Origin of the sequence: Faecalicoccus acidiformans (assembly GCF_014202635.1) — a bacterium.
Classification (GTDB): Bacteria; Bacillota_I; Bacilli_A; order Erysipelotrichales; family Erysipelotrichaceae; genus Faecalicoccus; species Faecalicoccus acidiformans.
Map to the genome: position 1 here is coordinate 110,873 of NZ_JACHHD010000002.1, position 24,653 is coordinate 135,525.

Consider the following 24,653-nt stretch of genomic DNA (forward strand, 5'->3'; position numbering starts at 1 on the left):
AAATATTAAACCGGATAGCCTTTTTAATTCCAATTTTTTGAGTCTTCAAATCTTTCCAAAAAAGAATCTAGTTGAGAAGAATCCATATAGGACAGAACGGTCATAAAGATTTTATGCCAATCTACAGCTCTGTCGTTTTGCCTTTTCTCTTGCGTAATAAGCGAAACCAGGATTGCGATAATATCTTCTTCCCTTAGATCATATCGAAAAACAGGGACTATAGCTTTATCACCAAGCCAGAATAGCGCAAATACAAAAGCTGCACTTTCATTCAGTTCTTTAGCCATCTCCTTAACCTGCCGATGAATTTGTATCCAAAGCTCTTGATTTTTATCTTTTTGCATATTTCGCCTTCTTTCTAATAATAGATACGGCGAAAAATCATCATAATGGAAGTTTTTCCACTTTCTTGGTCACAAACCACACAAACCAGAAGATTAAAGGAATATGGATCAAAACATAAAGAATCTGTATGGGCTGCAGCCGATCCAAGGCAATACAGAACCAATCTTGAAAAAACGGAACGATGCAACAAATACAAAAAGCGGCAATCATCAAAGTGACCAACACAAACCGGATCCGAGTCATCGGCTTACACACTGTCAACAAAACACATAGCGAGTTGCACCCTGCCAATATCGTACACATTGTGGAAAACTGTTCGTGATCCAAGTTTTGATGCCCGAAACGATCAAAACAATACACGCTCAAAATCCCAAATAAAACGCACAAAGCACCCGGTAAAGCCCTGGATAAAACCGTGCGAAGAAAATTTCCCTTTACCCGTTCGGTATTGGGTTCCAAAGTCAGTATAAAACTTGGCAATCCTGTTGCCAGAGAAGAGATCAAAGTCAACTGGATCGGAATAAAAGGATAACTGTCCAAAAGAAAGAGGGTCATTAAAGCAAGTCCTAAAGACATCAAAGTTTTCACTAAAAAAAGCGAAGCTGTTCTCTGAATATTATTGATTACGCAACGGCCTTGATCCAGGATGGAAGGCATGGCTGAAAACTGATTTTCCAACAAGACCAAAGAAGCGATATTCTTGGTGGCCTCACTTCCGGATCCCATGGCAATTGAACAATCCGCTTCTTTCAAAGCCATCACATCATTCACACCATCGCCTGTCATAGCTACAACATGACCTTGTTTTTTCAAAACCTTGATCATATCGCGTTTTTGTTCCGGCGTTACGCGCCCAAATACAGAGTGTGAATTCACAACGTCTTCTACGTCCTCAATGGAATCCATATCGATTCCCGTGCCTTGTACACCAGCTTTTCGAGCAATCGCCTGCACAGTATGAACATCATCTCCAGAGATGATCTTGATCGTCACATCCTGTCGGGCAAAATAATCCAATATGGCTTGAATATTTGGGCGCAAGACATCTTGGATCAAAACCAAAGCCACTGGAATATGATTCCCTTTAAAATGAGTCTTTAAATCTTCTTTAGCCAGGCAAAGAGTCAATACACGGATTCCCTGTTTGGCATAGTCTTCAATTTTTTTCAAGATCTCAGGATCCGGATCCGACACCAAAAAAGGGTATGCTCCTATCACATAGGCATCCTCTTCAAAAATAACTCCGCTGCCTTTTCGGGCACTGGAAAATGGAATCTTTTTCTGATAGGAGATCTCTTGCCTTGGACAATATTCCCGAATTGCCATTGCCGTAGCATTTTGATCATCTAGAACGCTGAACAATTTCGACAATATCTCTTTGACCTGCTCTTCTGTATAATCATTGAACACTTCCAGTCCCGACACTTTCATTCGTCCTTCCGTGATCGTCCCTGTTTTGTCCAAACATAAAGTATCGACCCGTGCCAAAGTCTCTATACAATAAAGCTCCTGAACCAGAACTTTGCGGTTGGCTAAACGCAATGCCCCGATCGCCAAGGCAATGCTGGTCAAGATCACCAATCCTTCCGGAATCATGCCGACTACGCCAGCCACCATACTTAAAATGGAATCGTTCAAACTCGCATGAGAAATAAAAAAGGATTTGCCAAACAACAATAAGCCGGCAGGGATCAACAAAAAAGTAATGATTCGAATAATGGTATCCAAGGCATCCCTAAGCATGGAAGGATACTTTTTTTCACGCTTGGCATGTCGCAAGATCGAATGCGCATACGTCTGATCCCCTACCAGAACCGCCTGCATGCGAATCTTGCCCGCTTCTAGATAGCTTCCGGAATAAACGGTATCGCCGCCCCGTTTCAAAACCGCATCGCTTTCTCCAGTCAGCATGGATTCATTGCATTCTGCAAATCCGTCAATCACTACACCATCTACAGGAACTTGATCGCCGGTGCGCAAGATCAAAATATCATTTTCGACGATTTGATCTACGGAATAGGTTTGTTCCTTCCCTTGACGTACGATGGATACACGTGGCTGATTCAATAAAGCTAGCGCATCCAATTTCCGTTTTGAGCGAATTTCCTGTACGATTCCAATCAAGGCATTGAAAAAAACGACTCCCATGAACAACATATTTCGCAAAGAGCCGGTCAATAATACTAAAAAAGCCAGGAAAACATTGATCGCATTAAACAGAGTCAATAGATTGGACTGAAAGATCGTACGATAAGATTTTCCTGTCTCTTCCTCAATTTGATTTTTTTTCGCCTGACGGACCTGTTCAGGATTTAGTCCGTTCTGGGGATCCGTCCAGCTTTTCACTTCAAAATTCATATTTCGTTCTCGATTTTCATCAAAGGCGTATTGGACAGTTTCTCAATGGCTGCCGCATAGGAATCGATCTGTACGTTGGTCTCAATGGCCAGCTGTAAAGAAAACATCAATAAACGAGTATCAAATGCCTGCAGATCTTTATCATGATAAATTGCCGGATAGGTTTCCAATGAATCCAGAACTCGATCCAATTGATCCAACTCTATATCGCGTCCCAATCCAACAACAACGACATTCTCTTGCGTGATGGCTTTCAAACCATTTAACAAAGCGATATAAGGGGCAGAAGACATTTGTACCAGCATCATTTTAGAACGTGGTTTTTGAGCCAGCTGAAGAAGCCATTCTGTCGAACAGCTGACAACAATTTGGCGACATCGAAGATCCCGCACAAAAAGATCTGCCGTGGTTTCCAAATGTTCAAAAGAATCCTCGGCATCCGTACAATCATCAAAAATCAGTGCTGAATACTCCATATTCATCCCTTCGCTCTCTCTATGTAAGATCTTTTGGCAATGTGATCTTGATATTTGAACTGTCTCCAACAACGACTTTGACAGGGACATCCGAATACCATTCTACCAATTGTGCATCATCCGTACCGATGCGTCCTTCTTCGGCCGCCTTCTGATGGCATTCTTGAATGAGCTTAGTTTCAAAGCATTGCGGTGTCTGCGCATTGAATGTCAATGCCCGATCAGGAGTAGATTCTACATACCCGTTGCGGACGATCTTAACTGTATCTGTACTAGGCACCATCAAAAGACAGGCCCTTTCTGTTTTTAATGTCTTTTTAAGATCTTCGATCTGTAATCTTTTTAAATAGGGACGGGCCGCATCATGAATAAACACATAAGGATAACGAACTTGGCGTAATCCATGCGCCACGCTTTCCTGACGTGTTTGTCCTCCGACGATCACTTCCACCCGATCATCTTCTTGGTAAAGAGCTTTCACAAACTCTAACTCTTTTTCCAAACAAGTAATAATGATCTGCTTACATTCTCTATCTTCTAAAAAAACATGCAGACTGCTTCCCAGAATAGTCTGCCATTCGGGATCGCGGGGATCGGATAAAATATAATGAACTTTATTAAAATGTAGATTGGTCCGGGAGCCTTGTCCGGCCGCCAACAAACATACACTGTATTCCATGCAAGTCACACCTATTCTTTTTTCTTTGATATATATTATACGATTTTTTTCTTCGATGTTCCACATAGAAAAAGAATCAGCCTTTTGGCCGATTCTTGAAATTATTTTTCCTGATTCGCTTTTACGATCGCTTCTGCCATTTCACGAACACGAACAGCCGGATCAGGTGCTTTTAAGATTCCGGAAGTAGCCCCGGTACCATCTGCTCCTAATTTGATCACGTTATAGCAATCTTCAGCAGTGCTTACACCAGAAGCGATCATAACCAACACATTAGGATCGATCTCGTGAAGTGCTTTGACCGTCTCTACCGTATAAGAATCATCCGCTACCTGACCAGTTCCAATCAAATCGGTTGGTTCCGCCAATACGATATCTGGTCCCATACAGGCAACCGCTTTAGCTTCCACGGTCGAATCTGCACAGACAACCGTGATCATTTCCAATTCTTTGGCACGTTTGATGGTCGCGTACAGATCGCTCAATGTTTTCGGGTTTTCCGCATGATTCAAAAACAGCGCCTGTGCTCCGGCTTCCTTTAAGGATTCCCCTAATACATGGCCCATGCCTCTTCCCGGTACCAGCGGATCCATAGACTGCGCACAAACGATCACATGTTCGGTATTTTCCGCAATCATCCGAATATCGGCATAAGGACAAGTAAAATAGATCTGAAGTCCTGTGTCTTTTGCCACCTGATCGGCAGCCTTAGCCAATTCTAAGCTTTTTTCACCATAGAGATACGATTTAGGATTGACGATCAAAAAGGGAGATTGTGCTTTTATCATGTAAATTCCTCCTATTCCCCAATCACAATGATCTTACATTTACGAGTACGCGGACGAGTGCGGTCAAAATCCGCAAAGTAAACATAGCCGGTCGTTCCCACACCTAGTTTTCCTTCATCGACTTCGAAAGTAGCGCTGGATCCAATCAAAGTCGCTTTTAAGTGCGCATCGCCATTGAACAAAGCTGTACGATCCCCTCCCGGAAGATAGGCTTCGGCATCCGGCCAGCTTTCAACCGCTTTATAGTGTTCTTCTCCAGGATAAGTATACTGATCCTTGGTATTATGATCCGGAATGATTTTCGCCAGCACATTATTTAAATCAACCTGTAAGAATTCATCACCGTTTTCATTGATATCGTGACTGTATTCTTCAAAGAATACGGAACATGTCGTATGCGGAGAAATCACTACACAGATTCCATTTTGAATGCCGCTTTCTTCGATCACACGGCGAACATCTTTTGTGACGTCGATGTAGGTTGGTGTTTTGCCATGCGATTGAACTTTGATTGTTTCCTTATACACTGCCATATTTTTTCCTCCTGTTATTTTATTTTCTGAAAAACACGAATGGCTCTTTTTACATCTTCTTTGATTGCTTCGGTAGCCGCCAAAGACATCGAGTCATAGAAATTATTTGTATCCTTTTCCCAATATGCCTTAGAGGCCTTGCCGCCAGCCTGGTTCATATAGGTGTAATAATTTACTTTACAAATTCCATTTTCAATAGCCACCGCATAATCTTCATCCGAAACACCAGATCCGCCATGCATAACCAGCGGTACATTGGTCGCCTCTAAAATTCGTTTAACGCGAGGCAGATCCAGTTTTGGCTCAGTCAGATAAACACCATGTGTCGTTCCAAAAGCGACAGCCAAACAATCGACACCTGTTTTTTCCACAAATTCTTTGGCAACCTGAGGATCTGTATAAATGTCATCCAGATCTTCGTAATCGTCTTTACTATCTGCATTTCCTCCTTCACCATGGACGATCTCTGATGTAAAGATATGGCCTAGTTCTGCTTCCACACTGACATTGCATGCATGTGCAATCTTAACGATTTCGGCAGTTTCTTCAACATTTTCTTCGAAGCTTTTCGCGGAAGCATCATACATTACAGAAGTAAAGCCAAGACGAATCGCCTGTACACAACGATCAAAGGAACTTCCATGATCCAGATGCAAAGCGACAGGTACACTCGCTCTTTGGGCATAATATTTCATGATAGGACCGATTTCTTCTAAATCGATAATGTCGTCATGACTTTGTGCGTGCTGTAAGATCACAGGACTGTTCAACTCTTCTGCTGCTTGAATGATCCCGCGGATGGCTTCCAGTGTTGTTCCGTTAAAAGCCCCGACCGCTTTCTTTTCTTCTTTTGCCTGATCCAGTAATTCTTTTAATGTAACTAGCATTCTTTTCTCCTTTTGTTTTTTTTAATAACAATTACATTTGTTATCTAAATTATATTCAGTTAACATTTGATAGTCAATGCGTTTTTAAAAAAGTAGAAATGCCATAGTATTTATTGAACTTTTTTAGAGAAATTCCCGCTTTTTAAAGAACATATGTTCCTAAAATAAACATTATTATTGATTTTATCTTTAAAATCGTCTATAATCCTCTTAAATATTGAGTAACATTTGTGCCTTATCGGAGGAACCATGACAAAACTAAAATCAAAAGCATCCGACCCTATGTTGGATAAGATCATCCTGACTGCTCAGCTTTACTACAATAACCATTTTTCTCAGCAAGAGATTGCCGATCGTCTGCACATCTCGCGACCCTGGGTTTCCAAACTTCTGAATAAAGCCCAAGAAATGGGGTTCGTCAAAATCTCCATCGATACGCCGATTTCCGGGATTCCTTCTATCGAGGAAAGATTAAAGGAAAGGTATCCCGTTTCTTTGATCCGGGTCGTTAAAGCGCCAGATCAAAACCATAACTACGTCGCCTTGTCGGCCGCAAATTATTTTGTATCTCAAGTTCAAAATAACGATACGATCGGCATCGGTTGGGGCAATGCCATCAGCCAATTCATTCAAGAGCTGACTCCTTTAAATACCAAGAATGTAAAAGTGATTCCCATGGCGGGCAGCTTTGGCGCCACCTTCGAAACTTTGCCCAACTACAGCGCTATTGAACTGGCCAAAAAAATCAACGGAGAAGCCCAAACTTTGCATGCCCCGGCCTTCTGCAGCTCGAAAGAGGAATACGAAACATTAGCCGCAAGCGAATCTGTTCATACAGTTTTAGACCAGGCTGTCCACGCCGATATCGCAATTGCGGGTATCGGATCCTTTGCCGCCTCATTTTTGACACGATATAACATCCTCTCCCAAGAAGAGATTCATCAACTGCAGGAAAAAGAAGCGGCTGGCGACATCTTGTTGCGGTTCTTAAACGCAAAAGGAAAACCCGTAGAAACCGAATGGACGCGTCATACGATCCGTGCCGATATCTTTGAAGTCAAAAAACACGCCCGTAAGATCATCGCTTTGGCTTGGGGCACCGAAAAATCACAGATCATTCATACAGTTCTGTCTGCTCATCTCATTGATGCTTTTTTCACAGATGAAAAAACAGCTTTGGATCTTTTAGAACGATTTTAAAAAAAAAGGGGGAAATCGAACCCCCTTTTCATATGCATAACTATTGGACAAAATCCATTATCTTTTTCGCAATGCTGGAGGCATCCAAACCATAGTAGGCCAGCAGATCTTTCGGCTTTCCGCTCTGCCCAAATTCATCGTTCAGCCCGATCATCTTCAGTCGGCATCCGCTTCCTTCCTTGGCCAGCACTTCCGCTACCGCCGATCCCAGGCCTCCGATCACGGAATGCTCTTCTGCCGTCACGATCACTTCGTGTTCTTTTGCCAGCTTCTTGATCAGCTCTTCATCGATCGGTTTGATGCTTGAGATGTTCACGATTGTCGGTTCGATCCCTTCCATCTCTTTTGCGGCCTTCAAACTCTCCTGCACCATCATCCCGGTCGCTACGATCGCCACCTTGCTTCCTTCTTTCAGTACGCTTCCTTTTCCAGGCTGCCATAGGTAGCTTTCATCATACACATCTTCCACGCTCGCTCTTCCCAGGCGTACATAACATGGTCCATCGATCTTTGCTATGCTTTCGATGATCTGCTTCGTCTCTTCGGCATCACAGGGCTGGAACACCTTCATGTTCGGAATGCTTCGCATCAGGGCCAGATCCTCTACGCTTTGATGACTTGCCCCGTCTTCTCCGACCGTGATCCCCGCATGCGTTGCACAGACCTTCACGTTCAGATTCGGATAACAGATGCTGTTCCGGATCTGTTCGAATGCTCTGCCGGCCGCAAACATCGCAAAGCTGGAGGCATAGGCGATCTTGCCGCTGGCTGCCAGTCCGGCTGCCACTCCCATCATGTTGCCTTCGGCGATCCCCATATCGAAATGTCTTTGCGGACATACTGCCTTGGCATCCCCGGTCTTCGTCGATCCTGCCAGGTCGGCATCCAATACTACGACATCCTGATTCTCCTGTACCAGTTTCGCCAGGGCCTTCCCATACGCCGCTCTTGTTGCCATTGCCATTCTATTCACCTCCCAGCTCTTTCATAGCTGCCTCATACTGTTCCTGGTTCGGTGCACTTCCGTGCCACTTGTAGTTGTTCTCCATAAAGGATACCCCTTTTCCTTTGATCGTATGTGCTATGATCATCGTCGGCTGTCCTTTTGTGTTCCGCGCTTCTTCGAATCCCTTGGCCAGCGATTCGAAATCATGACCATCCACTTCCACCACATGCCATCCGAACGCCTCGAACTTTTCCGGAAATGGTTCCGGTCCTACGACATCCTCAATGTTTCCGTCGATCTGCAGATGGTTGTAGTCCAGGATCCCGCACAGGTTGTCCAGTTTGTAATGACCGGCCGCCATGCACGCTTCCCAGACCTCTCCTTCTTCGCTTTCTCCATCTCCCAAAAGAAAATAGATGCGATGATCGTTCTTGTCCAGCCGATTGGCCAGCGCCATCCCTACGGCTGCCGAGATCCCCTGTCCCAAAGATCCGGTCGACATATCGATTGCTTCGATATAGTTCATGTTCGGGTGTCCCTGCAGCGGTGAATGCAGCTGACGGAACGTCTTCAGTTCTTCCTTAGGGATGAATCCTTTTTCGCACAAGGTTGCATAATAGCCAGGTGTGATATGTCCCTTGCTCAGGACAAATCGGTCCCGGTCCTGGCTTGCCACGTTGTCTTTGTTGATATCCATCTCCTCGAAATACAATGAGGTCAGGATATCGGCTGCCGACAAGGATCCGCCCGGATGTCCGCTTTGTGCCGTATAGACCATCGTCAGGATATTCTTTCGTATATTCAATGCATGTTGTTCTAATTCTGTCATGTTCTATCGGTCTCCTCCTTTTTAATAAACAGAAAACCAGCAGGATCTAAATCGCTGCTGGTCCTTTGCCTGGAAACAGGATCATTTAAACGTCCTGATTTCCCGATCCATCTGGCAAGAATTATCCAAAGATCTTGTCTTGTTCCTGACGGATCTTATAAATCAACGTATTTGTATCGATTTCAACGTCATCATAAGTCAACAGCTGACCTTTTTTAACGTCTTTTTTCAATACAGCATTCTTGTTGATGAGTCCAAACGGAACATAACCTTCTTGTTTAGCATGTTCATGCGTATCGATCGATCCATAAGTTGTATATCCACCGATACCATCCAGTTTTTCTCCGGCTTTCATATCTTTCTTAGCCACTGTGATAACCTCAGATACTAATCCGCCTTTTGGTACGATTACGCCTTCATGATAGATGACGGCACGTCCAATCGTTAATGGAGTTTCAAGGTTGCACAAGTGATATGGACGATACAGAGTCCATAATGGTCCAGGACCCATGCTGTGGTATTGCATCTGGTAAGCAATTTCTTCGTTATCTGTTGAAACGGTTACGAATACACCTGGAGCGATACCACGAACATATTCAACAACGCCGTGTTTATTCAGGATACCATCATCCTCTTTTAAACGATACATATCGTTCAAGCCCTTCACGTCACAAGCGATACCATGACCACCGATTACATCTGGAACTAAACCAGTTGCATTGGACATAGCGGCCATTTCAACCATTGTTTTCGTACCATCTTTAAATGCACACAGCATCTTTGGAGACATTTTACGACGTGTAGCTTCTTCAAGAACTGTATCTGGGTTACATTCGCGATCGATACGGTTGTTCTTTCCTTTACCGATAACTTCAACTTTCAAGCCCATTGCTTCTGCGAAGTCATACAATTCCATAACAGCACCTGGTTCGTCACCATTTGTACCTGTGTAAACAACACCAGCTTCTTGCGCTTTCTTATACAAGTAAGGCCCGATAACAACATCAGATTCAACATTCATCATAATGATGTGTTTCTTAGCAGCGATAGCATCCAATGCGATCTTAGCGCCAACATCCGGCACACCGGTAACATCAACGACTACATCAATTTCAGGAACTTTCGTTACTAAATCAGAATCATTTGTCGCAACATATTTTCCTGCTTTGATTGCTGCAGATGCTTCTTCCACGTCTGTTGTCTTTACGATTTGATCTGGATGAACTCCACCATATTCAAATGCGTGTACAGCTAAGTCAATATTGATATCGGCACAGATGGCAGGTCTTTCACCTTTGATCATTACCAATTCTGTAACCATACCGCGGCCCATCTGACCAGCACCAACGACACCGACCTGGATAGGTTTTCCTTCAGCTTCTAAAGCTGCTAATTTTCTGTTCATGTTATACATAAATATCTTGCCTCCTTTTTTTCCTTATCGATCACTGATTATTTATGTAACAGATTAATCTTTAGTGATAATTTCGATTGTACCGCCTTTTTTGAGTTGTTCTTCTGTGATTCGCTCCCCAACCAGCTCGATCATTCCTGGACGTTCAGCTTCTGGAGTTCCGTTGAAACAAAGCGTACAATGGCCCAATTGCCTCAAGGTATTCAAAGCTTCCCAGCCTACTGCACTGATTGTGTACTCAACGCCGCAAATCTTCATGATATCCCCGGGAGCCGGATCTGCTTTCAATTCACTCTTGGAATGAAGAACGCAGATCTCCGCTAATTCCGGTGGTGCATCATCGTTAAAGATGATGATGAAGTTGCATGCGTCGTTCAAGAAATCACAGGCATAATCTCCCATTCCGGTAACAGTAGCCTGATATTTGATCATACGCAACCCCTACTATGAATACAATCCAATACTGAATACAAAGGCGATGGCTACAGCTAACGGACCTGTGATAACACGAGAATACAATACAGCTGGAACCCCGTATTCGATCGTTTCTGGCTCAGCTTCTCCTAAAGACAAACCTACTGGAACGAAGTCGCCACCTACCTGAGCATCGATTGCGAACAAGGCTGGCAAGGCGAATTGAGCCGGAATATTTCCTAAACCAATCTGAGCACCTAACAATGTTCCTACAACCTGTGCAATTACAGCACCTGGACCAAGGATCGGCGAAAGGAACGGAAGGGCACAAACTAATGAAATAACAAGCATTCCTGGCAATGTAGAACACATTGGAGAAATTGTATTGGCAATAACATCGCCTAAACCACTATAAGAAATGATACCTAAAATTGTAGAAGTAAAGGCCATGAACGGCAATACGTTCTTGATAACCATATCGATGGTTTCACGACCAGCCGCAAAGAATTTATTAACGACTTTACCAACACCAATACCGATACGAGTGATGATATTCGGTTTCTTTTGAGGTTCTTCAGAAGTTGTTTTTGGAGCTTCTTCAGCCGGTTTTTCTTCAGCTACAGCTTCAGAAGCTGCAGGCTGTTCTACAGTTTCATCTGTAAATGTGATATTTTCTTCTTTAACGTCGGAAACATAAAGTTCTTCAACGATAAACTGTGCCAAAGGACCCGATTTACCAACCGGTACTAAGTTTACAGTCTTAATTCCTTTTTTACAGTAAACACCGCAACGAGCAACTCCGCCACAGTCGATGACAGCCAAGCAGATTTGTTCATCTGGTGCAGTGGTTTTGAATCCATCCAATACTTCACAACCGGTCATTTCCCCGATTTTCTTAGCTAAAGGATTCACACCGCCTGTTGTAACACACAAGATCTTGTTACAAGTTTCTGTTGGAGCAATTACTAACGGTCCACCCCAACCGCTGTTTCCACGAGTAATTTTTACATTTCTATACATCTGTCATTCCCCGCTTCCTTTAGGCCTTGTTTCTCGTTAAGATCGCAAAGATCTTTTCTGTTAATAAACCACGAATGAAAATTACGATAACACCTACGATAAAGTAACGAATGGCTAACTCACCAGTGTTCAAACCTAAAGTAGTGATACCGGCAGAAATACCCATGTAGACAAACAATTCACCAGCATTTGCATGTGGGAACAAACCTGTAACTGGGTGAACGAAACTTACAGCTGCATCGTAGTAGGCTGGTTTGTATTTTTCTTCTACGAAACGTCCGAAAGTGTAGCACATCGGGTTACCTAAACAGATAACCGCTAAGATAGGCAGAACCGTATAACGACAAATCGTATACTTGGTAATTTTACGAGCAAAGTTTTCTACCTTTTCTTCACCAATCAGTTTGATTACGGAGTTGATGGCAGTCATCAAGCAGACCAGCGTAGGAATGATTCCGGTTACCCAAGAAACAAACTGTTCGCCGCCGGCTGAGAAGAGTCCCATAAAACCTTCAGCAATCATCGAAATAAATTCCATATGCGCTTCCTCCTAAAATAATAATGGAATTATGAGATGTCTGATGTCGAATCAGTCGGCCGTTACCAATTCATCATCAGCCTCTGCTTTGTCGAAGCGTGTCTCCAGCGCTTCCAAAGCTTGTATATACCCTCGATAGCGTTTCTGTTCTTTTTCATCCATGGATCTGAAATCTTCTAGAAACGAATCGATTGATACCCCTACTAACTTCTTCCCTATCAATGTGTCGATAGGATGGCACTTGGCCAGGAAGGTTTTTCCATCCATAACCTCGCATCCTGTAATAATGCGATTGTTGTCACAAGCAAGAATGACCAAATATCCATTAAAGAATCTTCCTCGCTTTTGGCCGATTCCTACGTTTCCTAATTTGTGAACGCGGCGAATCGACTTTTTAAAATTACGGATCTGAAAGACCCCTCCAAGACTTTGCATGAGAAACAGCACAAAGACAAAGATAAACAATCCAATCAGTTCTCTTGGCATTCTGCCGCCTCCTTATCTAATAACTCAATCATCTTTTGCACACAGCTGACGTCTGTGATCAGAATATTGACTTTTTGTGAACGAATAACACCTAATACAGCTTGTCCTTTATTGCGTCCCACTGCGATACCGACACGGTTAGGGATCGTGACAAGCTGTTCCTTGCGTAATCCCATCACACGATCATTGAAATCGCTGAACGCTTCTTCATTTCCGTTGGCATCAACCAGCTTTAACAAGCAGTCACCTACCACACCCTTTTTTGAAAACTCTTGAAGTTCTTCGGGTGTCAGGTATCCGCTTTGCGATAATGTACCATCACGATCCGTGCATCCGATACCCATCACGACGGTATGAAGTTTGGCAAAAAGATCAGTAACTTTACGAATCGATCGTTCTTCCAAGAAACCCTTCATGATATCGCGATTGTTGAACATCGCTGGTGCATAAAAAGGAATTGAAGAACCGCCAAATTTTTTCGCAAAGGCAGCGGCGATATCATTGGCATGAAATCCCTCGTTAGATTGTCCATACCCGACTCCGCCAACGACCGGCACAAAAATCGCATCTCTTTCATCTGCGAGTTCTTTCGAATTCGCGATATTAAACAAAGTCCGTCCCATCGAAACACCGATATAATCTTTGTCTCGAAAGATCCGTGACAGATATTTTAAAGCTTCTTCATTCACACGTTCCTGGTGTTCGAACTGTGTCTCAAATTCATTTTCATCTATGATCAAAACTTCTTTTAGATGAAGCCGATCTTCTAACTTACGCTCCAGATCGTCATACATGCTTCCATACACATTGATCACGTCGATCTTAACGATCCCTTTTTCTTTTCCGGCCTGCAAAAGACGAGATACCGTTGTTCTGGAAATCCCTAAACGGTCACTAATTTCTTTTTGCCCTAATCCATCTTTGTAGTAAAAGTGGCAGCATTTGTAAATTAATCTTTCATCATCAATTATCTTTTTCATTTTTTGGCCTATAATGTAAGCGTTTTCTGCTTTTTCCAGATATAGCGTACCCCTTTTTTCTTGATGTTGTCAATATTTTAGAGCTGAACATTTGTTTAAATTAATTTGATATTTATTTAACTTATACAATTGTTTATTTTCGTCGTTTTTTAACATGTTATGAATCAAATCTCCTTGAAAATATACATATTCGTGATCATTTTCCTCTAAAATACCGCTCATTCCCATTGATTCTGATGCTGTTCGTTTTTATAATGAAATGGTCAAAGGAGTTTTACCATATGAAAAAATCTTCTATTCTTGAGGTTCGAAGTTTTATCCTCGGTGTGCTATATCTTATTTTTGGAGTGTATTGTCTCAGCACGATCTTTTCTCCTGTATCCCTTTTAACCAAGGTGTTCTATGCCGCACTTTTCATTTTCGTCTTTGCGGTTGCTCTCTATACCGAATACTTGCGCATGCTTTATAATAAAGCAATCAAATCCATCGCCAACGAAGCAAAACCGCAGAAAGGACAGGAACAATACGAATATCTTCTAAAAAGAGATCCTTTTGATTCTTATAAACAATCCAAGATTTTATTTGATACATTGTATTATGCAGACATGTTAGAGCCTAAACAGCTGTTAAAATCGGTCGAAGACAATAAAAAGTACTATAAAGAGCATGAAGAAAACCTAATCGTTCTCTATTACAATCAGTATTATGCTCATTTTCTTTTAAATGATCTGGAGGCCATGAAAAAAGATTACACTCCGCTTGTCCGCCTTGAGAAAAAAGAAAGAGACAGACAGGATCTCTCCCCTCTTTATGGGAAAAAATTTATCGATGCCCTTTACTTATTCATGACAAAAGAGTATGACCGCAGTTATGAGTTTTTCCAGGCAATGAACCCTGAAACAATGAATGCTCGTGAAAAGCTTCATTATTATTACCACTTTTATCGTTTATGTATGGCAATGCATAAAGATGAAAAAGCAGAAAACATCAAAAAGAAAATGTTGAGAATCAAAGGGACATCTCCTATTCTTGATAAAATACAGTAAAAAGTCGGATTCCCCGACTTTTTTTAATTTGAATATGCCCACAGGCCTTGTGTTTGTGACGATATAGTATCCAGGTCCCATAGTTTTTCACTTCGGGATGGACTATTCGGATCATGAACAACTACTTTCCCGTCTTGAAGACCGGCCAACACGATAAAATGGCCAATTCTTGTGAAGTCTCCCGGAACCATACTGCTTACAATTATTTTCCCCTCGGACAAGGCTTCTTGAATCGAGGAGGACGAAACGGCAATCCTTTCAACATTCACGCCATATTGATTCGCTGCCTGCGTCAAAAAATTCCAATCTGTACCAGTTCCCGATACATAAAGATTATTCTCTTGAGCAAACTCTGCCAGTTTTGAAGGAGTCACTGAAGCATCTTGAAGCAAATAACTAAAGATCATAGAAAGACAGGTAGGAGCACATCCGGTTTGATAAAAATAAGCGTCTCCATAAGTCGTATACCCCCACTGAAGATCCCATTGGCATAAATAAGGCACTTCATTTAAATCGACGTTCAACATTTCCGAAGCTTGTTCATAGTCATCTCTTTGCGGATAATGAAGCACAAAATCCATACGATCCGGATCTTCCAATAAAAACTCTAGTATATCGTTCGAATATGCATTGATATTCTTTATGATCTTTTCATCCCCATCCGACCCTTCCAGAGCATTTTGTTTAACTTGTTCAAACAAATCTTGATCCAGATCTTCAGGACAGACAATACTTTCGATTTCTTCACGGTGTTTTTGTTCAAAATAAGAAGATAAAGCATATACTCCGCCCCAAATCCCAGCAACGATCAAAAACACAGGAAGGAGTAAAAGAATCAATCTTCGCCACCGAACTTTTCTTTTTTTCTTTGCCATAGCTTAGATTATATCATATTGTCAAATATATTCTTTATGTCTCTTTCAAGATGCATTATGATGAAATCAGAAAACATGGAGCAGGAGGTGAAATAAAATTATGCTGCATGAAGTGAGTTTTCTTTCTTATAATCAACGTGATCAAGTACAAGGATGGATCTATGTACCTGCCTGTCAGCCCAAAGGAATCATTCAGATCATCCATGGTTTTGGAGAACATTCCCGGCGTTATCTGCACATGATCGCCCATTTTGTTGAAGAAGGCTATATTGTCAGTGCCGATGATCATGTAGGCCACGGAAAAACCGCAATGATCAACGGCATTTGGGGTGACTGGGGCGATAAAGGTTGTCATACCATGATGGAAGATGAGCATTCACTCAAAAGAATTACACAAGAAAAATATCCGAATCTTCCTTATTTTCTCTTTGGCCACAGTATGGGTTCCTTCATCACTCGAGATTTCATAGCCAAGTATGGAGATGAACTGGCAGGTGCCATAATTTGCGGAACTGCCGGCATTTTCAGAGGAGCACACGAAACCGCCGAAAAAATCAAACAAGCCATCGACGCAGGAAAAGGAAAAGAATGCGATCCGGCATTCACAAACGAACTCATGGGTTGGATGTGTGAAAGATGTGGAGAAGTTTCGATCGGAAATGAGTGGATCTGTGCCGATCCTTATGTCCAAAAGGATCATGCCGAAGATCCCTTTGATGCCTTTACAAAACCTACAAGCAATCGATCTCTTTATGATTTTACACAGATGATGTCTTGTATCGAAGGAACAAAATGGGCTTCTTTAGTCCCATCCCGACTCCCTATCTATAATATCGGAGGCGATCAAGACCCGGTCGGTGAATACGGAAAAGGAATCTATGAAGTTTCTAACTGGTTAGTAGAAACCGGTCATCATGTTCAAACTAAAGTATACTCAGGTTATCGTCATGAGATCCATAACTATCCTCAAATCAAAGACGAAGTCGAACAAGGAATTCTCGATTTCATGAACTCTAATCTCTAGCCCCAGAATCTGGGGCTTTCTTTTCCACAAAAAAAAGAATCCGATCGAACTTGCGGATCCTTGGTATTACTTATTGATGAACAGCTTAAACGATCCTGTTCCGTGGAAAACGCTTTTTATTTTATAATTATGCCGATTGGATCAACCGCTTTTCATCAATAAAATAATCTAATAAAATCTATAATTATTGTGTCATCTTCTATTTGATTTTTCAATGTGTAAACATGCACTTAAACAAAATTTCTATAAGTTTATCCATCTTGGGATATCCAACGGATTTCTGTTTTGAAAATCTTAACTCCAACTCGCCTATAAAAGAAAAGCGCCAAATAGGCCCTAAAACGTATCCTTTGGCGCTTTTATTGTTCTGGTGGACCCGAAGGGGATTGAACCCTCGACCTCTCGGATGCGAACCGAACGCTCTCCCAGCTGAGCTACGAGCCCTTATGCGAGTATATTTTACTACAAAAAAATGGTTCTGCCAGACCTAATTGTGAAAAAACATCATATTCTCTGTATTTCCATAATAATAGGAAACCGTTGTTGCGCTTGAATCGTAACACAATATGCTCCTCTCTATGATGATCTGCATTCAGAAATGAAAAACGAATCAAACAAAATCTCAAATAATTCCTCCATTTTCCTCCACAGGTAGAAATATATTGAAAAAAGCCGATAAATATCGGCTTTTATTGACTATGGTGGAGGTGAGGAGAGCAGGAAAAAGCATAATAATTAGTTGTATGCCCTTTACTTAAAGGATATTTCAACGCTTAACAAAGTACAAAACAATACGATTTATATCATTTTTGGATAGTTTTCTAGTCAGAATATGTTCAATATTATCCCTCGTTATTTTCACCTCTGATATACTTGTCACTACGATTAATTTTGTTCGATAATTTCATTCAATCCTAGAGCAGAAGGTAATTCAGGCGCTTTCATTCCGACGATAAGTTCCCCAAGTTCTCCATCTTCATTATTAGCAGAATATGCAAACATTCCTTTAACACCACGTAGTAGTTGAACTTGGATAAACATCTCTGAGCCATCACTTTGTAATATAGCATAAGCCTCACAAACCGGTACATCGCCCCAAAATTCAGGTTGAATATCGTAATAACCATTTTGTTCCATCCAATTTGCTAAAAAATCCAGAGCCTCTTGATTATTCCAAACTTCGTCAATATCGACAGCTCCTATTCCTGCTAGAAGTTCATCAATAGTTAAGGTATCTGTGCTATCTTCACCGATAATTTCTTGAGTATTATTTTCTTCAGTTTCAACTTCTTCGGTAACTTCTGCTTCTTCAGCAGGTGCTTCACTATTGCCACAGCCAGTCAGCCCGAAAGCCAGTGTTGTCGCGATTCCTAAAGTAAAGAAGATTCGTAATGATTTCTTATATCCCCCGCACAATAAATTCTTGCGATTTTCAATCTTCTCTTTTTTGATTTGTTCCATGATTCAATCCTCTCCTTCTTGTAATTTGAAACCAAATGTTATCAGATGCAAAATCATCTGTTTTTCTTATCATAATCAATTTACGATATCGTTTCAAGAATGCATAGATGCTTAGATCATAATCTTGTAGTTAAGGATAGTTTCATTTATAAACAAAACCAACAATCGTTTCAGACTGTTGGTTTGTTGAACGTTTTGAATGTTTTTCCGGCACCTTTTTCGCGCACTCTTTTTGAGAAAATGCATAGAAAACCCTGATTATATTGAAGGATTTTTAGTCAATAGTTAGTTGTATGTCCTTTACTTAAAGGATATTTCTATGCTTAACAAAGTACAAAACAATACGATTTATACCCTTTTTGGATAGTTTTCTAGTCAAAATATGTTCAATATTATCCCTCATTATTTCCACCTCTGATACATATGAAATGCACCATTACTAATATTAGTTTTCTTCGATAAGCTCATTTAATTTAAGAGCTGAAGGCAATTCATTCATTTGAAACGTGTTAATTCTTTCGTCATCCTTGTCTGTGACATAAATGTTATATACGCCACCATAACCAAGACTCAATTCAATACGTACATTAATCAATGATCCATCACTTCGTAATACAGAATAGGCATCACAAATAGGTGCCTCCGCCACGAATTCCGTATTGATGACATGATAGCCATTTTGTTCCATCCAATTTGCTATCAAATCCAACGCTTTTTGATTATCAAAAGCATCTAAAATATCATCACTGCCTATTCCTGCTAGAAGTTCATCAATAGTTAAGGTATCTGTGCTATCTTCACCGATAATTTCTTGAGTATTATTTTCTTCAGTTTCAACTTCTTCGGTAACCTCTGCTTCTTCAGCAGGTGCTTCACTATTGCCACAGCCAGTCAGCCCGAAAGCCAGTGTTGTCGCGATTCCTAAAGTAAAGAAGATTCGTAATGACTTCTTATACCCCCCGCACAATAAATTCTTGCGATTTTCAATCTTCTCTTTTTTGATTTGTTCCATGATTCAATCCTCTCCTTCTTGTAATTTGAAACCAAATGTTATCAGATGCAAAATTATCTGTTTTTCTTATCATAATCAATTTACGATATCGTTTCAAGAATGCATAGATGCTTAGATCATAATCTTGTAGTTAAGGATAGTTTCATTTATAAACAAAACCAACAATCGTTTCAGACTGTTGGTTTGTTGAACGTTTTGAATGTTTTTCCGACACTTTTTTCTGGCACTTTTTTCGCGCACTCTTTTTGAGAAAATGCATAGAAAACCCTGATTATATTGAAGGATTTTTAGTCAATAGTTAGTTGTATGTCCTTTACTTAAAGGATATTTCTATGCTTAACAAAGTACAAAACAATACGATTTATACCCTTTTTGGATAGTTTTCTAGTCAAAATATGTTCAAAATTATCCCTCATTATTTCCACCTCTGATATACTTGTTACTACGAGTAAGTTTCTTCGATAAGCTCATTTAATTTAAGAGCTGAAGGTAATTCAAGCTCCCTGCTACGAAAGTCGTAAGTAACACCTCTATCTTTGTAAGCTTCGTAAGCGGTAACGAAAAATCTTCCACCATTTCCTGGATTAATATCAATATATACATCCATGACTGAGCCATCGCTTTGCAATGTAACTGAAGCATTACAAGATGGAGTATATTCGTCTAATAGTGTAGCTTCAATATTGTAATATCCGTTTTGTCCCATCCAATTAGCCATCAAATCTAATACATCTTGATTTTTACCTTCTAAAGCTTCAACAATGTCTGGACTGCCAACTCCTTCTAAAATTTCGTCAAAGGTTAAAGTATCCGTGCTATCTTCACCGATAATTTCTTGAGTATTATTTTCTTCAGTTTCAACTTCTTCGGTAACTTCTGCTTCTTCAGCAGGTGCTTCACTATTGCCACAGCCAGTCAGCCCGAAAGCCAGTGTTGTCGCGATTCCTAAAGTAAAGAAGATTCGTAATGACTTCTTATACCCCCCGCACAATAAATTCTTGCGATTTTCAATCTTCTCTTTTTTGATTTGTTCCATGATTCAATCCTCTCCTTCTTGTAATTGGAAACCAAATGTTATCAGATGCAAAATTATCTGTTTTTCTTATCATAATCAATTTACGATATCGTTTCAAGAATGCATAGATGCTTAGATCATAATCTTGTAGTTAAGGATAGTTTCATTTATAAACAAAACCAACAATCGTTTCAGACTGTTGGTTTGTTGAACGTTTTGAATGTTTTTCCGACACTTTTTTCTGGCACTTTTTTCGCGCACTCTTTTTGAGAAAATGCATAGAAAACCCTGATTATATTGAAGGATTTTTAGTCAATGAGTTACATTTGATTAGTTCCGTTTCATCGAAGTGCATCATTACTTTCATTCGACTCACGACTTAATTTAAATTTAACTATCTAATCTTCAAAAACCATTGATTTTTCAAGGCTTCACGCCTGTTTTCCGTTCAAACCTTATCTGTTTGCCCTTGTTTTTGCCCTTACGAGCCGAAACAAGGGCAACTTTTTATTCCCCGCCGACCACCTTATTCAGCAGCCTTGCGGAAGTGCGCTTCGCTTCCCTTGTAGAGTGAGCGTAAATGTTCATTGTGGTACTGACATCAGAGTGTCCGAGAAGTTCCTGCACATCTTTCGGCTTTGCGCCGCCGGACAACAGATTGCTTGTGTAGGTGTGGCGGAGCGTGTGGAAATGAAAATCCTCAAGCCCTTTCACTTTCTTCTTTGCCGCCCTGCACATAATCCCTACCGTACTCGGCGCTTCATACGCCCCGTCTGCTCTCAGGCAGACAAAGGAGATTTCCTTGTAGTCCTCCGGGACTTTCTCTGTCCTTTGCAGGCTGTAAACCTCATAATAGGTGCGCCCTTTTTCCTTTACTTCTTTGTAGTAGTTCAGGTAATAAAGCTCCCCGTAGCGGAAACGGTTTTTCGCTGTTCTGTTCTCGCCGCCCGCAGGATTGCCGCCAGCGTGTCGCAGAAATCAACGGTGCGGACTTTGCTTCGCTTTGTCGTTCCTACTTCGGTTGTATGCCTTGTTCCGTTATAGCGCATACTGCGGCGTACTGTAAGATATTGTTCCTCAAGGTTAATATCCTGCCAAGTCAAGCCGCATACTTCCCCGATACGAAGCCCCGTGTAGTACGCTATCTGCACAGGCAGCAAGGCGGAGGCTGTTGTGGAGCAGTACAACCGTGACCTTGCCGCATGGGAGCGGCAGGTCAGGGAAAAACAGAAACCCACTCAAAAAGAGCAGGCAAAGCCGCCTGAACGGGCGAGTGTACTAAAACGCCTGCGCCAGCTTCAGGCAGAGGGCAAGCAGAGAAACCCGCCGAGACAGAGAAAGAAATCCTTTGACAGAGACAGCCGATAGGCACGAAAACAGCCGCTATGGTATTACCCATGCGGCGGCTTACATAGTTTGATTAGTGTTCCCGCTTTTGAATAACGGTTATCTGTAAATCCTTTGCGTTGATAAGTGTTTCCTGCTTGCATTTAGGGCAGTAGAGGGGAAAATTCTTTAATTCGGTATCTTCTCGTAATTGAAGGCGTGTTTTACTTTTACAGATAGGGCATAATAGCCATTCTGTTCTCATTTTGATTTTTTATCAAAGGCGTTGGTAATTGCAACGATAGCAGGAAACATAACTCCCGCAACAACCCAAATTATCCAACTCTGCCCCCAATTATTTGATGATAGACTATATCCCACATATACTGCTGTTGCTATTACCCAATATGCAGTATATACAGCAACTGCAATAGACGGTTTTTCCTTATTTTCTTTAGAATATTCTCCCTCTTGCAGAAGCTTTTCATAGCTCGCCCATATAATACCCGTCTTAATGAAGCAAATCACACCTATACCTGCAATGATAAATGAAAAGGAAAGCATAATTATTAGAAATAGGTCGTTATCAACGTCAATTATTGCTCCAACAAAAAGCGGAATTAAGGCAGTAATACACAAACAAGTTCCTGCAATATTATTCTTTGTGTGCAAATCTTTGTATTTTGCTTTGCGTTCTTTAACCATTCCACTCACGCCATACTCGGTTTCAAACTTTTCTTTTTCCAAATATGCAAAGGGAGCGGTTTTGCTACCACTTGATATAAACATTACGGCGGCTATTGCTACAAAAATAATAAGAGCAATCATTCCAATTCCACCTGCAATATCTTCGCTCAAGCCGCCTGACGTACTTTCACTAATTGCACCCAATATCAAAAGAGCTATCAGAGATAAGATACACAAAAAAGCAGCATACGCTATTGTTTTAGCTGTCCTTGATTTTACAGAGAGAAATGCATTTGCTTCCTCCATAGAGACACGCTTTAATGACGGCATATCATTGGACGAGTTGATATGCTCTGCTTGCTCAATTTCGTCTTTAAGTAAATAATCTGTACTTACTCCGAATAGTTCGGAAAGGCGTATCATTTTATCAAGGTCAGGAACAGATTGTGCTCCCTCCCATTTTGAAACAGATTGTCGTGTTACATTCATTTGTTCGGCTAACTCCTCTTGTGACCAGCCTGCTTTTTTTCGTAACAAAATAAGTTTATCGGCAAAAATCATAATTTTGTCCTCCTGTTAATGTGATTGTTATATTTATTTTAGCGATTGATAAAGTTGCTAACCACCAATCAGCACCATTCAATATGTCAACTGGCAGTTGCAACTGCCCAAAATCCTTTTTTACTTCTCGTTTTTCTTCTTTCTCCTATCTATCGGTTTCTTTGCATCTTTTGGTATGAGCCATACTCTGCTTAAACGTACAACACCCTCAATCCTGTTTTCAGAACATAGTGTCTGTATTCTTCGTTCTGAAATATCCCATTTAGTTGCAGCTTCCTGTACCGTCATATATTCAAACATAACAAACCTCCACATTATTAGTAGATATATTATACTCGGTCAAACGAACAATAGAAAGAAACGAATCGTGAGCACCACCACCCAAAAGAACAGCGGCAGAGATTTCTCCCTGCCGCCTTTGCCTTATGCAAAAATAATCTTCCTCTCCACAATCACCCTTGCGCACGCCCGTATGTTATTGAGCCGCTCTGTCCATTCTAAGGCGTTTTCTGCCTTTAACTGTTCCATAATACCTTGTGCCTGTTTCATCTGCTCTACCAACCGAAAGAACATCTCCTCCGTCTGCTTATCAATGTCGGCAAGGTAAGTGTTCAGCATGCCGCTTGTGAGCAGATTAAGGTATGTAATCCTGCGGTTTTATTTCAAATACTGCAAGTGTCGCTGTCCCCATAAGCCGATAGGCTGTTCTTTTTCGGCTGGTAAGATAAGACAAGGAATATAATAATCTCCTTGCAGTTCATACCACAGATCATTTTTATCATCGTAAATATACTTGTCCATTGAAAAATCCTCCATTATGAAAAATCCTCCATTATAATATATTCGCACATACATCACAGTTCTCCGATTGCCACACTTATGTTTATTCTTGTTATGAGATTTTCTTGCCCTTGCATTTGCCCTTATGAGCAATGAGGGAAAGAGTAAACTTGTGTGTGACCGTATAAAGAGATAAGGCGAACACATTGCGATAAATCCTTTATTTTCAAGGCTTTTGGAGGATTTTATTAAAACACTGTAACCTCTGTTGAGAGGTCATAATTTACTGATATTCAAATTTCGATTAGTCGTGAGTGTTCTGTTTTGACAAGAAGTTCATGACTAGCTTGACCATCGTTTCCTTTTCTTCTGGTCTTGACTCAGCAATCATCAAGGTGATTGCTACTAAGGCACTGTCTGAAATGATCTGTCTTCCATCAATGATCAAATGATGGTTCTTATTTAAAAACTCTAAGCGTTTTTCATTAACGGCAGAAATGCAATGCCTCTTTGTGATTTAACACGATAACCGGCAGAAATGATGACATCGAGACTATAAAAGGAAACTGGGCGGTCGGAATTTGTAATGTGCAAATTTTGCACATTACTATCTTTATCCAATTCTTTTTCTTTAAAGATATTTCCTATATGTTTTGTGATTACTGATCTTTCTTTATCAAAAGGTTCTGCCATTTGTTGTTGGGTGAGCCATACGGTGTCATTTTCTGGAGTCACCGTAACTTCTAATTCCAGTTCACCATTTTGAATATTACAATGTCGTTTGCCATTTTATCATCTCATAAATTAATAGTTGTATATAGTGATTATACAGTATTTCATAGTGCTAATCACTTGTACAAAACGGGGTTTTAGGGGTATCCCCTAAGATATTTGAATGATGGTGGGGCCATTATTCAGTGCTTGCTACAATTTTAGACATAGAAAATCAGCAGAAAGCAGAAAAATCTTTTGC

Annotated in this window: 30 protein-coding genes, 1 tRNA gene and 1 pseudogene; 4 read left to right on the top strand and 28 right to left on the bottom strand. The window is 41.0% G+C overall.

Annotated elements, in window-relative coordinates; translation table 11 throughout:
- Positions 1-23: 23 nt before the first annotated feature.
- The 7 genes from HNQ43_RS01555 to HNQ43_RS01585 all read right to left on the bottom strand — a co-directional run bounded on the left by HNQ43_RS01555 (position 24) and on the right by HNQ43_RS01585 (position 6,066).
- Complete coding sequence (locus tag HNQ43_RS01555) at positions 24-344, bottom strand: hypothetical protein (RefSeq protein WP_183374115.1); 321 nt, start codon at positions 342-344, stop codon at positions 24-26.
- 40 nt (positions 345-384) lie between these two features.
- Entirely contained in the window at positions 385-2,703 is a 2,319-nt protein-coding gene (locus tag HNQ43_RS01560; protein WP_183374117.1) for an HAD-IC family P-type ATPase, read from the bottom strand.
- Positions 2,700-3,179, bottom strand: coding sequence for a hypothetical protein (locus HNQ43_RS01565; RefSeq protein WP_183374119.1), 480 nt, complete (start codon positions 3,177-3,179; stop codon positions 2,700-2,702). Before HNQ43_RS01565 ends, HNQ43_RS01560 begins: the two co-directional genes overlap by 4 nt.
- A gap of 19 nt (positions 3,180-3,198) precedes the next feature.
- Complete coding sequence (ispD, locus tag HNQ43_RS01570) at positions 3,199-3,858, bottom strand: 2-C-methyl-D-erythritol 4-phosphate cytidylyltransferase (RefSeq protein WP_183374121.1); 660 nt, start codon at positions 3,856-3,858, stop codon at positions 3,199-3,201.
- A gap of 101 nt (positions 3,859-3,959) precedes the next feature.
- On the bottom strand, positions 3,960-4,646 hold the full coding sequence (locus HNQ43_RS01575; RefSeq protein WP_183374123.1) for a triose-phosphate isomerase: 687 nt from the start codon (positions 4,644-4,646) through the stop codon (positions 3,960-3,962).
- A gap of 11 nt (positions 4,647-4,657) precedes the next feature.
- On the bottom strand, positions 4,658-5,179 hold the full coding sequence (locus HNQ43_RS01580; protein WP_183374125.1) for a YjbQ family protein: 522 nt from the start codon (positions 5,177-5,179) through the stop codon (positions 4,658-4,660).
- 14 nt (positions 5,180-5,193) lie between these two features.
- A complete protein-coding gene (locus HNQ43_RS01585) occupies positions 5,194-6,066 on the bottom strand; it encodes a class II fructose-bisphosphate aldolase (protein ID WP_183374127.1) in 873 nt (290 codons plus the stop codon).
- Positions 6,067-6,315: 249 nt separating this feature from the next.
- Here HNQ43_RS01585 and HNQ43_RS01590 point away from each other — a divergent pair, with 249 nt between their 5' ends.
- The gene (locus HNQ43_RS01590) at positions 6,316-7,266 is read left to right on the top strand and encodes a sugar-binding transcriptional regulator (RefSeq protein ID WP_183374129.1); all 951 of its coding nucleotides are present in this window, start codon (positions 6,316-6,318) and stop codon (positions 7,264-7,266) included.
- A 40-nt stretch (positions 7,267-7,306) separates the two neighbouring features.
- Here HNQ43_RS01590 and HNQ43_RS01595 read toward each other — a convergent pair whose 3' ends face one another.
- The 8 genes from HNQ43_RS01595 to HNQ43_RS01630 form a co-directional block, all read right to left on the bottom strand.
- Positions 7,307-8,230 carry a transketolase family protein gene (locus HNQ43_RS01595; RefSeq protein WP_183374131.1) on the bottom strand — a complete coding sequence of 308 codons (924 nt, stop codon included), beginning with the start codon at positions 8,228-8,230 and terminating at the stop codon, positions 7,307-7,309.
- A 1-nt stretch (position 8,231) separates the two neighbouring features.
- Complete coding sequence (locus HNQ43_RS01600; RefSeq protein WP_183374133.1) at positions 8,232-9,041, bottom strand: transketolase; 810 nt, start codon at positions 9,039-9,041, stop codon at positions 8,232-8,234.
- A gap of 121 nt (positions 9,042-9,162) precedes the next feature.
- A complete protein-coding gene (locus tag HNQ43_RS01605) occupies positions 9,163-10,455 on the bottom strand; it encodes an NAD(P)H-dependent oxidoreductase (protein ID WP_183374135.1) in 1,293 nt (430 codons plus the stop codon).
- Positions 10,456-10,509: 54 nt separating this feature from the next.
- Entirely contained in the window at positions 10,510-10,887 is a 378-nt protein-coding gene (locus HNQ43_RS01610) for a PTS glucitol/sorbitol transporter subunit IIA (protein WP_221247973.1), read from the bottom strand.
- Positions 10,888-10,899: 12 nt separating this feature from the next.
- Complete coding sequence (gene srlE, locus HNQ43_RS01615) at positions 10,900-11,889, bottom strand: PTS glucitol/sorbitol transporter subunit IIB (protein ID WP_183374137.1); 990 nt, start codon at positions 11,887-11,889, stop codon at positions 10,900-10,902.
- Between the two features lie 19 nt (positions 11,890-11,908).
- Entirely contained in the window at positions 11,909-12,427 is a 519-nt protein-coding gene (gene srlA / locus HNQ43_RS01620) for a PTS glucitol/sorbitol transporter subunit IIC (RefSeq protein WP_183374139.1), read from the bottom strand.
- 51 nt (positions 12,428-12,478) lie between these two features.
- The gene (locus HNQ43_RS01625) at positions 12,479-12,913 is read right to left on the bottom strand and encodes a transcriptional regulator GutM (protein WP_183374141.1); all 435 of its coding nucleotides are present in this window, start codon (positions 12,911-12,913) and stop codon (positions 12,479-12,481) included.
- A complete protein-coding gene (locus tag HNQ43_RS01630) occupies positions 12,898-13,893 on the bottom strand; it encodes a sugar-binding transcriptional regulator (RefSeq protein WP_183374143.1) in 996 nt (331 codons plus the stop codon). The genes HNQ43_RS01625 and HNQ43_RS01630 overlap by 16 nt, the downstream gene beginning before the upstream one ends.
- A gap of 281 nt (positions 13,894-14,174) precedes the next feature.
- On the opposite strand from HNQ43_RS01630, the gene HNQ43_RS01635 reads away from it, so the two are divergent.
- Positions 14,175-14,939 (top strand): DUF308 domain-containing protein, encoded by a 765-nt coding sequence (locus tag HNQ43_RS01635; RefSeq protein WP_183374145.1) that lies wholly within the window; start codon positions 14,175-14,177, stop codon positions 14,937-14,939.
- A gap of 23 nt (positions 14,940-14,962) precedes the next feature.
- On the opposite strand, the gene HNQ43_RS01640 is transcribed toward HNQ43_RS01635, so the two are convergent.
- Complete coding sequence (locus tag HNQ43_RS01640; RefSeq protein ID WP_183374147.1) at positions 14,963-15,814, bottom strand: C39 family peptidase; 852 nt, start codon at positions 15,812-15,814, stop codon at positions 14,963-14,965.
- Between the two features lie 100 nt (positions 15,815-15,914).
- Between HNQ43_RS01640 and HNQ43_RS01645 the strand changes: the two genes are divergently transcribed.
- A complete protein-coding gene (locus HNQ43_RS01645) occupies positions 15,915-16,838 on the top strand; it encodes an alpha/beta fold hydrolase (RefSeq protein WP_183374149.1) in 924 nt (307 codons plus the stop codon).
- A 368-nt stretch (positions 16,839-17,206) separates the two neighbouring features.
- Here HNQ43_RS01645 and HNQ43_RS01650 read toward each other — a convergent pair.
- From HNQ43_RS01650 to HNQ43_RS09305, 6 genes are all read right to left on the bottom strand, one after another.
- Positions 17,207-17,282 (bottom strand) — tRNA-Ala (locus HNQ43_RS01650).
- Positions 17,283-17,723: 441 nt separating this feature from the next.
- Complete coding sequence (locus tag HNQ43_RS01655) at positions 17,724-18,299, bottom strand: hypothetical protein (RefSeq protein ID WP_183374151.1); 576 nt, start codon at positions 18,297-18,299, stop codon at positions 17,724-17,726.
- A gap of 445 nt (positions 18,300-18,744) precedes the next feature.
- A complete protein-coding gene (locus HNQ43_RS01660; RefSeq protein ID WP_183374153.1) occupies positions 18,745-19,311 on the bottom strand; it encodes a hypothetical protein in 567 nt (188 codons plus the stop codon).
- A gap of 442 nt (positions 19,312-19,753) precedes the next feature.
- The gene (locus HNQ43_RS01665; RefSeq protein WP_183374156.1) at positions 19,754-20,347 is read right to left on the bottom strand and encodes a hypothetical protein; all 594 of its coding nucleotides are present in this window, start codon (positions 20,345-20,347) and stop codon (positions 19,754-19,756) included.
- Positions 20,348-20,833: 486 nt separating this feature from the next.
- Positions 20,834-21,301, bottom strand: a complete 468-nt coding sequence (locus tag HNQ43_RS01670; RefSeq protein WP_425321245.1) for a tyrosine-type recombinase/integrase — start codon at positions 21,299-21,301, stop codon at positions 20,834-20,836.
- Complete coding sequence (locus HNQ43_RS09305; protein WP_425321244.1) at positions 21,217-21,564, bottom strand: tyrosine-type recombinase/integrase; 348 nt, start codon at positions 21,562-21,564, stop codon at positions 21,217-21,219. The genes HNQ43_RS01670 and HNQ43_RS09305 overlap by 85 nt, the downstream gene beginning before the upstream one ends.
- Here HNQ43_RS09305 and HNQ43_RS01675 point away from each other — a divergent pair.
- Positions 21,500-21,694 (top strand): hypothetical protein, encoded by a 195-nt coding sequence (locus HNQ43_RS01675; protein WP_244957013.1) that lies wholly within the window; start codon positions 21,500-21,502, stop codon positions 21,692-21,694. The two genes, HNQ43_RS09305 and HNQ43_RS01675, sit on opposite strands and share 65 nt — an antisense overlap.
- A 52-nt stretch (positions 21,695-21,746) precedes the next feature.
- On the opposite strand, the gene HNQ43_RS01680 is transcribed toward HNQ43_RS01675, so the two are convergent.
- The 6 genes and pseudogenes from HNQ43_RS01680 to HNQ43_RS09150 form a co-directional block, all read right to left on the bottom strand.
- The gene (locus tag HNQ43_RS01680) at positions 21,747-21,917 is read right to left on the bottom strand and encodes a cysteine-rich KTR domain-containing protein (protein ID WP_183374158.1); all 171 of its coding nucleotides are present in this window, start codon (positions 21,915-21,917) and stop codon (positions 21,747-21,749) included.
- Positions 21,914-22,900, bottom strand: coding sequence for a helix-turn-helix domain-containing protein (locus tag HNQ43_RS01685; RefSeq protein ID WP_183374160.1), 987 nt, complete (start codon positions 22,898-22,900; stop codon positions 21,914-21,916). The genes HNQ43_RS01680 and HNQ43_RS01685 overlap by 4 nt, the downstream gene beginning before the upstream one ends.
- A 120-nt stretch (positions 22,901-23,020) precedes the next feature.
- Positions 23,021-23,200 carry a helix-turn-helix domain-containing protein gene (locus HNQ43_RS01690; protein ID WP_183374162.1) on the bottom strand — a complete coding sequence of 60 codons (180 nt, stop codon included), beginning with the start codon at positions 23,198-23,200 and terminating at the stop codon, positions 23,021-23,023.
- Between the two features lie 123 nt (positions 23,201-23,323).
- A pseudogene (locus HNQ43_RS01695) lies at positions 23,324-23,887 on the bottom strand (TnpV protein).
- Positions 23,888-23,984: 97 nt separating this feature from the next.
- Positions 23,985-24,128: a hypothetical protein gene (locus HNQ43_RS09145; protein ID WP_183374163.1), complete on the bottom strand. Its 144-nt coding sequence runs from the start codon at positions 24,126-24,128 to the stop codon at positions 23,985-23,987.
- 23 nt (positions 24,129-24,151) lie between these two features.
- Positions 24,152-24,415, bottom strand: coding sequence for a virulence RhuM family protein (locus HNQ43_RS09150; RefSeq protein ID WP_244957007.1), 264 nt, complete (start codon positions 24,413-24,415; stop codon positions 24,152-24,154).
- Between the last annotated feature and the right edge of the window lie 238 nt (positions 24,416-24,653).

Coding starts and splice junctions, on each gene's coding strand:
- HNQ43_RS01555 (WP_183374115.1), bottom strand. CDS start 344: ATGCAAAAAGATAAAAATCAAGAGCTTTGGATACAAATTCATCGGCAG.
- HNQ43_RS01560 (WP_183374117.1), bottom strand. CDS start 2,703: ATGAATTTTGAAGTGAAAAGCTGGACGGATCCCCAGAACGGACTAAAT.
- HNQ43_RS01565 (WP_183374119.1), bottom strand. CDS start 3,179: ATGGAGTATTCAGCACTGATTTTTGATGATTGTACGGATGCCGAGGAT.
- ispD (WP_183374121.1), bottom strand. CDS start 3,858: ATGGAATACAGTGTATGTTTGTTGGCGGCCGGACAAGGCTCCCGGACC.
- HNQ43_RS01575 (WP_183374123.1), bottom strand. CDS start 4,646: ATGATAAAAGCACAATCTCCCTTTTTGATCGTCAATCCTAAATCGTAT.
- HNQ43_RS01580 (WP_183374125.1), bottom strand. CDS start 5,179: ATGGCAGTGTATAAGGAAACAATCAAAGTTCAATCGCATGGCAAAACA.
- HNQ43_RS01585 (WP_183374127.1), bottom strand. CDS start 6,066: ATGCTAGTTACATTAAAAGAATTACTGGATCAGGCAAAAGAAGAAAAG.
- HNQ43_RS01590 (WP_183374129.1), top strand. CDS start 6,316: ATGACAAAACTAAAATCAAAAGCATCCGACCCTATGTTGGATAAGATC.
- HNQ43_RS01595 (WP_183374131.1), bottom strand. CDS start 8,230: ATGGCAATGGCAACAAGAGCGGCGTATGGGAAGGCCCTGGCGAAACTG.
- HNQ43_RS01600 (WP_183374133.1), bottom strand. CDS start 9,041: ATGACAGAATTAGAACAACATGCATTGAATATACGAAAGAATATCCTG.
- HNQ43_RS01605 (WP_183374135.1), bottom strand. CDS start 10,455: ATGTATAACATGAACAGAAAATTAGCAGCTTTAGAAGCTGAAGGAAAA.
- HNQ43_RS01610 (WP_221247973.1), bottom strand. CDS start 10,887: ATGATCAAATATCAGGCTACTGTTACCGGAATGGGAGATTATGCCTGT.
- srlE (WP_183374137.1), bottom strand. CDS start 11,889: ATGTATAGAAATGTAAAAATTACTCGTGGAAACAGCGGTTGGGGTGGA.
- srlA (WP_183374139.1), bottom strand. CDS start 12,427: ATGGAATTTATTTCGATGATTGCTGAAGGTTTTATGGGACTCTTCTCA.
- HNQ43_RS01625 (WP_183374141.1), bottom strand. CDS start 12,913: ATGCCAAGAGAACTGATTGGATTGTTTATCTTTGTCTTTGTGCTGTTT.
- HNQ43_RS01630 (WP_183374143.1), bottom strand. CDS start 13,893: ATGAAAAAGATAATTGATGATGAAAGATTAATTTACAAATGCTGCCAC.
- HNQ43_RS01635 (WP_183374145.1), top strand. CDS start 14,175: ATGAAAAAATCTTCTATTCTTGAGGTTCGAAGTTTTATCCTCGGTGTG.
- HNQ43_RS01640 (WP_183374147.1), bottom strand. CDS start 15,814: ATGGCAAAGAAAAAAAGAAAAGTTCGGTGGCGAAGATTGATTCTTTTA.
- HNQ43_RS01645 (WP_183374149.1), top strand. CDS start 15,915: ATGCTGCATGAAGTGAGTTTTCTTTCTTATAATCAACGTGATCAAGTA.
- HNQ43_RS01655 (WP_183374151.1), bottom strand. CDS start 18,299: ATGGAACAAATCAAAAAAGAGAAGATTGAAAATCGCAAGAATTTATTG.
- HNQ43_RS01660 (WP_183374153.1), bottom strand. CDS start 19,311: ATGGAACAAATCAAAAAAGAGAAGATTGAAAATCGCAAGAATTTATTG.
- HNQ43_RS01665 (WP_183374156.1), bottom strand. CDS start 20,347: ATGGAACAAATCAAAAAAGAGAAGATTGAAAATCGCAAGAATTTATTG.
- HNQ43_RS01680 (WP_183374158.1), bottom strand. CDS start 21,917: ATGAGAACAGAATGGCTATTATGCCCTATCTGTAAAAGTAAAACACGC.
- HNQ43_RS01685 (WP_183374160.1), bottom strand. CDS start 22,900: ATGATTTTTGCCGATAAACTTATTTTGTTACGAAAAAAAGCAGGCTGG.
- HNQ43_RS01690 (WP_183374162.1), bottom strand. CDS start 23,200: ATGTTTGAATATATGACGGTACAGGAAGCTGCAACTAAATGGGATATT.